This is a genomic window from Moorena sp. SIO2C4 (assembly GCF_010672485.1).
GTDB classification, from domain to species: domain Bacteria; phylum Cyanobacteriota; class Cyanobacteriia; order Cyanobacteriales; family Coleofasciculaceae; genus Moorena; species Moorena producens.
This window is the reverse complement of record NZ_JAAHGN010000329.1, coordinates 1-7124: the sequence shown is the minus strand read 5'-3', so window position 1 is coordinate 7124 and position 7124 is coordinate 1. Positions and strand designations below refer to the sequence as shown.

5 protein-coding genes and 1 pseudogene are annotated in these 7124 nt (G+C 43.8%); 2 read left to right on the top strand and 4 right to left on the bottom strand.

Annotated elements, in window-relative coordinates; translation table 11 throughout:
- Positions 1 to 185 (bottom strand): annotated as a pseudogene (locus F6K20_RS17840) (hypothetical protein); the annotation flags it as partial.
- Positions 186 to 447: 262 nt separating this feature from the next.
- Between F6K20_RS17840 and F6K20_RS17835 the strand changes: the two are divergent.
- Together F6K20_RS17835 and F6K20_RS17830 are read left to right on the top strand one after the other, a co-directional pair.
- Positions 448 to 837 (top strand): RidA family protein, encoded by a 390-nt coding sequence (locus tag F6K20_RS17835; protein WP_009148845.1) that lies wholly within the window; start codon positions 448 to 450, stop codon positions 835 to 837.
- Between the two features lie 444 nt (positions 838 to 1281).
- A complete protein-coding gene (locus F6K20_RS17830; RefSeq protein WP_287295509.1) occupies positions 1282 to 1980 on the top strand; it encodes a PEP-CTERM sorting domain-containing protein in 699 nt (232 codons plus the stop codon).
- Positions 1981 to 2113: 133 nt separating this feature from the next.
- Here the strand turns inward: F6K20_RS17830 and F6K20_RS17825 are convergent, their stop codons facing one another.
- From F6K20_RS17825 to F6K20_RS17815, 3 genes are all read right to left on the bottom strand, one after another.
- On the bottom strand, positions 2114 to 3280 hold the full coding sequence (locus tag F6K20_RS17825; protein WP_009148852.1) for a catalase family protein: 1167 nt from the start codon (positions 3278 to 3280) through the stop codon (positions 2114 to 2116).
- Between the two features lie 202 nt (positions 3281 to 3482).
- Positions 3483 to 5051, bottom strand: coding sequence for a peroxidase family protein (locus F6K20_RS17820; RefSeq protein ID WP_009148856.1), 1569 nt, complete (start codon positions 5049 to 5051; stop codon positions 3483 to 3485).
- Positions 5052 to 5417: 366 nt separating this feature from the next.
- Positions 5418 to 7115 carry an ABC transporter substrate-binding protein gene (locus F6K20_RS17815; RefSeq protein ID WP_287295511.1) on the bottom strand — a complete coding sequence of 566 codons (1698 nt, stop codon included), beginning with the start codon at positions 7113 to 7115 and terminating at the stop codon, positions 5418 to 5420.
- Positions 7116 to 7124: the final 9 nt, after the last annotated feature.

Here is a 7124-nt window from a genome sequence, read left to right as displayed (position 1 = left end):
TTAGTTTCCGCAGTCATACCCGCCATGGCGTTTAAGTTTCCCACGGCTTGACCTGTCCCATCTCGGACAATGGCTGTGGTGGAACTCCCCAAGGTTACCTGTTTGACTCCCTGCTCAACCGCTACCCCCTTTGATTTATAGCGATGCAGCGCGGTCTTGGGGGTTCCCCCCATGAGCGACTGCATCAAGACAAACAGAAACCCGGTTTGAAGGGTCTTGGTGCGTCAGTCCTGATTACTGAATACTAGTGATAATGAGGTGCATTGATGACATAGCACTTTCTTGCCCCTCATCCTACTAATACCACTATTACCCATCATCCCCCTATTCTTCACCTCCTCACTACCAAGGTCAAGACTTATCGGTCAGGGATAAGGCTGAGATGGGAATGCTCAAACTGCTATCTTGGAATGTGTTAACTTGTCCATCCTGGAACTACTGAAGACTATGACACGAAAGATTATCCGTACCCCCAATGCCCCAGCACCCGTAGGACCATACAATCAAGCGATCGCAGTCAGCGGTCAAATGATTTTTGTAGCTGGTCAAATTCCCCTTGACCCTAGCACCGGTGAGATTGTTGGTGATAATGATGTAGCCAAGCAGACAGAACAGGTAATGGCTAATCTTGAAGCTATCCTAGTCGCTGCTGGAGCTAAAATCCCGGACATAGTCAAAACCACCGTATTTCTGGCAGATATGAATGATTTTGCTACAGTAAATCAGATCTATGCCAAATACTTTAACGAGGAAGATGCTCCAGCTCGTGCCTGTGTTGAGGTTTCCCGACTACCTAAGGATGTTTTAGTCGAGATTGAATGCATTGCGGTGATTTAGTCTTGTGGAAACTGCTATGGCGTTAGCTTAATGCTGATAGCTAACTTATGACGAAGGAGCTGGGGGGGCGACAAGGGACCCAAAGTACTTGCCAGCTCTAAGTTTAAGGTCACTATGAGCCCAAACTTATAATCCCAAACTATATATAGACAGTCATGAGCATATTTTCAATTACTGGAAACTCAATCCCTGATTCTTTCATCCAAGTGGTCGAAACATCGGGTTTATTTATAAGTTTGGTAACTGAATTGAATAAATCCAGACCAGATAATAATTATAGCCGAACTGTCACCCCCTCAGGTTCTGATCTATAAAGATTTTAGCAAGATTTTTTTTCACATTCCTTAAGTATATAAAGATTCCAATAAAATTACTTCTGCTATAGATTAGTATATCTAAATGAAATATATGATCAACTACAAAAATAATTTGTAGTCAACAGTAATGAAAACCTTATTAGCAACTGCCCTAGGAACTGTATTATTCACAAGTACTGCCCAAGCCGCAACATTTGTAGATACTAGAGAAGCCTTAAAGCCTAATGATTTCCTAGATTGGTCTGAAGTAGCTGAGGTTGTTGTAGCACCACCTTTTACCACCCTACCTAACCCATTTTCAGCGACTTCAGCGGTCGGGATTGATTTAAATGTCAGCATCCCTGCTGGAGAGTTTCTCCGTATTGATCAAACTCCTGTTTTCCCTGGTGCATTTGATGTAGGGGATTCGCTTCTGTTTACAGGCATTGCTAATCCTGGTCCACTGACTATTACCTTTGATACTCCAGTCTTTGGTGTTGGGACACAAATTCAATCCGCTCCTATAGAAATTGTTGACTACATAGCAAAAATTGAAGCCTTTGATAGTTTCGGAAATAGTCTAGGAAGTTTTGAACGTCCAGGTGTAAGCCAGATGGTTGCTGGCAGCGACGTGATCTTTACTGGCCTGTTTGATAGCAGTGGTGACATCAAAACCTTGGTGCTCAATGCCAAAGAAGAGGGCCTTGATGTACCTTTCGCTATTAATGCACTGAGTATCAGGTCTGTTCGTATCAGTGTTCCCGAACCTTCAGTGATATTGGGACTTTTAGTTATTGGTACAGGGAGTATGGTTTCCCGGCTAAGAGGCTTGCCAGAAAACAACTAATATGGAGTCCGGTTGAATAGTTATAATTCTCTGGGTATAATTCCTGGGTGTTCCTTACTTGTTACTTGAAAATTTAAAATTGGCAAGTAACAAGTAACAAGTAAAATGCCACATTTATGCTTAACTTGAAAGACTAATAGTTGAGTCCCCGTTTTTGATAACGATACTTAGCCACAATCGGATAAACTATATTACGTAGCCGGTTGAGAGCTCCCACAGGACGATGAACCACTAAGCCATTCCACGGGGAAAATCGCAGGTTTTCAGCAGAGTCGTATTGTTTGTCAAAATCGATGATCTGATGCTTGACGGTAAGGCGACCAACCGTAAAAAATGGTGATTTCTTCTCACTCCAACGAATTGTGACATCATCGATGGACATTTTCGGGTTAGTTTGGAATTGGATGCCAAAGTCCCAGCAATAAAGGGCATCGGTTTTCGATAGTTGTTCGATCAGCTCGTCTCGATAGTAATTGTCCGGTTTGCTTCCATCCAATCCCAGAGCCTTGGCGCGATCGAAGAAGGGAAGTTTGGGAATACCTGGTCGGGACTGATATCGCATCCTTTGATGGGGAGGCTGGCATGAAACAGGGGTAAACGCATATTTGATCACAGCGGGATAGTCAACAGGAACTAGGCCCGGTTGAGACTGATCAAAATCTGGTTTGAGTCCAAGGGCAGAAGCAGAACCACTCCAATACCGTTCCGTTAATAAACTCTTTGGGGTTCGAGCTGTTACTTTAGCTAGGGCTAGCAATTGCCTGGGATGACTCCTGAGCCACTTCTGGGCAGCTTGCTCTGAGTCAACTATGGAGCCAAAAAATTCATAATAATATTTGATGGTTTTGATAAAAAAGATCTTGGCATTTTGAACAATAATATCTTGAGTGTTTGGCTCGTAGCTTTGTTCTAGGCTTTCTCCTTCAACACCAATCACTTTCACAGACATTGAGCGTGTGTCTGCGACATAGTCGTTTTCAACGTTTGTTCGCCCATTGGCAAATCGCAGCTGAACAGGATATTGTTTCGGTGTCGCAAAGAGTCCTTGCTTGAGGGAAATCCCATTGAGTTGCTCTTGAGTAAGCCGAGTTCGTTTCGCTAGTTCGCTTTTAATTTTATGTTCATCAAAATCAAAAATTTCTAGGTTTCCCTCCACCGATGCGTGGGTTTTGGCATGGGTGTCTCGCAAAGCCCGTTCCTGATCCTTGTAAAGCTTATCCATCTGAATCCTGACTTGCTCGGCTACAAGGTTGTAATAGTTTTGTTCGTCCTTTTCGGGATATTCTGTAAATAGCTTCATGGTTATTTTTTCTAGACAAATTTTGATGAATTGGTTGTGATCAAAAATGGGTTAGGATAGCAGCGGATTTGATCGGGTACTGTCAACTTAAGTGACCATAGATCTGGTGATTGAGACTCAAATTTTACTTAACCGGTGATTTCTCAATCAGAGAGCTTGAATTTTTTGTTTAATTTTTGCTTGACAATACCCGATGCCTTGCTTACGGATTGTCAAATGTTACTTTATACTTTTTATCTTGCTGTGGACTATTCCGGTTTACCAGATCTGAGAGAGTATTTGTGTTTTGTATTACTTCCCAACCGACCGGAGAAAAAGTTTCTTCGTTGAAGATATTTTCTGCCAACAGGGGATTGGTCAATGCTTGGGAAAAGGCATCAACTGCTATCATTCGGGTAACCAGGGGAGCTACTGCTGCATTTGGTGGCACATCCTCGGCATAGAGTCCCACATAGAATTCTATATTGTTGACATCACCGTATAACCGTTTTAGTTCCCTTTGAGTATCTTCATCCCCCGTGATCTGATCGAAATCCGTCACCCGAGGAAACTGACATATTTCCCGGTAATCATTATAGCTAGCCAGTTGAGCTTCACGACCTAAGTCGATACTTGCTAATTCAACAGGTATTAGGAATTCTGACGTGTTAAACAAACCAATTTTGCTGCCTGGTTGGGAACAGGTCTCCTCAAATAATGGTCCCAAGCCTTTATTGATCAGCATCTCATTATTCCAGAGGCTATCCACCATGGGAATTTGCTTGCTGTCATAGGTAAGAGTCTCGGGAAGGGCACTGTGCCAACGATACACCAAACTAAACTCCACTGTCATCCAATTCTGGCGATACCACTTCTGATTGGTAAACGCTGGGGGATCGACAATGAAATTAAAGTGATAAGAGGTAATGTGATTAACATACTCTTCCACCACAATTTTCATGATTAACACCATCACGATGTTTCTGGCCGTTTGGAAGAGTCGCTCGTCATCCCAATCGGGATAATGCTTAGCCAGTAAATCACACAGGCGATTGTGTTCCCTCAGACACAGAACGTTATGCATTACATAGCCAATTTGGACATTAGCTCGTTCTACACCCATGGCAAATAGTTTTGCTTTCTTGGCTGGGTCGAGTCGCTTCTCATCATTGAGCGGTTCATACAACCCGTCAAACTCTGGTTTGACCACTCCCTTTTCTGGATCGTCGTAATAGAAGAGAGGATATTCTTCACCATTGATGATCTGGCTTTTCAGTTTCCCGCCCTGATGGGATCTCAGCATGTCTGTAGATTTTCTGTTCAACCCATAGACGGGAGATAAATCGATGCCATGGTTAGAGGTATTCTTTAATCTATTGTAGCGATCAGTGCGCAGAAAGCCGTCGGTAAACCACTGCACCCAATAGGGAAACAACAGGGTAGATTTCTCGGAATAGATGGTTTTCCCCTCTTGTTTGCGAAACAAAACAGCAAGGTCTTCGAGAGGGGGAAGGTTCCCTGCTTTGTTGAACTCTGGATCGGGGGGTAAATGTCGTCCGATCCAGGTTCGGTCTGTTAATGAGTCCCAAGAGGTATAGGGTGCCATCGCACTTAACTTATGGGGACGAGTGGGCATTTTGTAGACGGCATTGTTAATGATAGTTTTGTTGACTTTACGTTTGAGAGAGTCGTTGCTTTGAATAAAGTCCCAAATCCCCTTGAATTTGTTTAAACCAACGCTTTCTAACTGGTTCCTAAATCCGTCTCTAGATGTATTCCTTTTTTTTGTCATTGAACTAGTTCCCTTTTACTATTTACCTTTTGTGTATAGCAGGATTACTTGTCCCAAAAGTTATTATAAGGTAAGTCTTCAGCTATCAGCGTGTCGCGTATCAGCTAATGCGCTACGCGCACGCTACACCGAACAGCTATCAGCGTGTCGCGTATCAGCTATTGAATAAAATAGATCAGCATTCGTTTAATCTGAGTTCCGTCAGCTAATGCGCTACGCGCACGCTACACCGAACAGCTATCAGCTTTTGAATAAAACAGGTCAGCATTCGTTTAATATCTATTACGTCTGCTGTTCGGTGTAGCGTGAGCCTTGGCCATTCGCGAATGGCTGACGGCTGACGGCTGACTGCTGACTGCTGATAGCTTACGTCTTATCCACAGTTTCAAAGGATTCTGAACCCAGTGGACTGGGTTTCCAGCCTTGAATATTGGCGCGCTTACCTAAAAGCGGTTGGGAGTGGACAATGGGAATGCGCACGGCTTGTTCAAATAAAATTTGATCCACTTGGCGATAGATTCTTGCCCTAGCATCCTTGCCTTGGGTCTTACGACCGGTTTCCAATAACCTTAGGATTTGGTTATTCTTCCAACGTCCAAGGTCAGCGGTAGCATTAGGTCCGAAGTGGGAATAGTAGAAGTTATCTGGGTCGCCATATTCCCCAGTCCAACCCAATATAAACCCTTGGAAACCAGGAGACTTTTGTCGGTCTTTCAGATAATCTTTCCAGGGTTTTGTTTTTAAAGAAACCTTGATGCCAATCTTACCCAAGTCATCAGCTATGGCTTGGGCGATCGCTTTCGGATCAGGATAGTAGGGGCGGAAAATTTTCATATACCAGAGTTCGAGGTCAAAGCCTTTGGGGTAGCCAGCTTCCCTCAGCAGTTGCTTGGCTAGCTTTGGGTCATATTTATAGCTACCAAAATTAGATGACTCAGACCAATCCAGTAGGGGTGGGGTGAAGTGAGCATCACTCTCCCCTAAACCCTGCCAATTTTTTTCGACAATCTTTTGCTGATTAATTCCTAAGGCGATCGCAATCCGTACCTTTTGTTTGGCAAGGGGTTTGTAGTTGGTATTGAGGGATAGATATCCGACATTGAAGGAGGGACGGAAAATAGATTTGAGGTTAGCCTCACCAACTAAATTTTCTAATTGCTTAGGAACTAGGTCTGAAGTGAAGTCAATCTCTCCAGATTTCAACATGGTCAGGCGTTTGCTAATATCCGGGATGAACCGCACGATTACCTTTTCTGCTTTAGGTAGGTTTGGTTTCCAGTAGTTCGGACTCTTTTCTAGGATAATTTCCTTGCCATTACGCCACTCTTTGAATTTAAATGGACCTGTCCCTACTGCTAGAGATGACTCACGACCATACTTAGAACCTGCTTTCTTGATGGCTGTTGGGCTAGCGATACCAAAGTAGCCTGACCCAATCATAGCTGGAAAAATGCTTAAGGGCTGTTTCAGGACAAATTGAATTGTATACTTATCTTTGATGACTATCTGTTGTAATAGGGATTTCGAGTTTCCCTTGAAGCCACCAAATAAATCAGCCCAAATTTGATACTTTCTGTCTTTATCGCGATAGCCGTATTTGTTTTCCGGGTCCCACCAACGCTCGACATTGAACTTAACCGCTTGAGCATCGAAATCAGTGCCGTCATGAAACTTTACCCCTTGGCGCAGTTTAAATGTCCAAACTCTGCTATTGCGAGACGCTTGCCAATCAGTAGCTAATCCTGGTTCCAGTTCAATCGTTCCCAGCTTGTATTCCACCAGGCGATTGTAAATTTGTTTCTGGACAACCAGGGATTCCCGGTCGCTGATATTACCTGGTTCTAGGTTTTCTGGTTGTCCCACTGCTCCGTAAACGATAGTCCTGCCCTTGGAATCCTTAGGAGGTTTAGTTGGGGAAGGAGTAGGAGTAGGAGTAGGACTAGGAGTAGGAGTAGGGCTGGGAGTAGGGCTGGGAGTAGGAGTTGGAGTAGGGTTGGGAGTAGGGCTCGGAACCGGTGATAAGCCGTTCACAAAGTCGACATCCGGTTTTTTGAGTTGCGAGATAAACCGCTT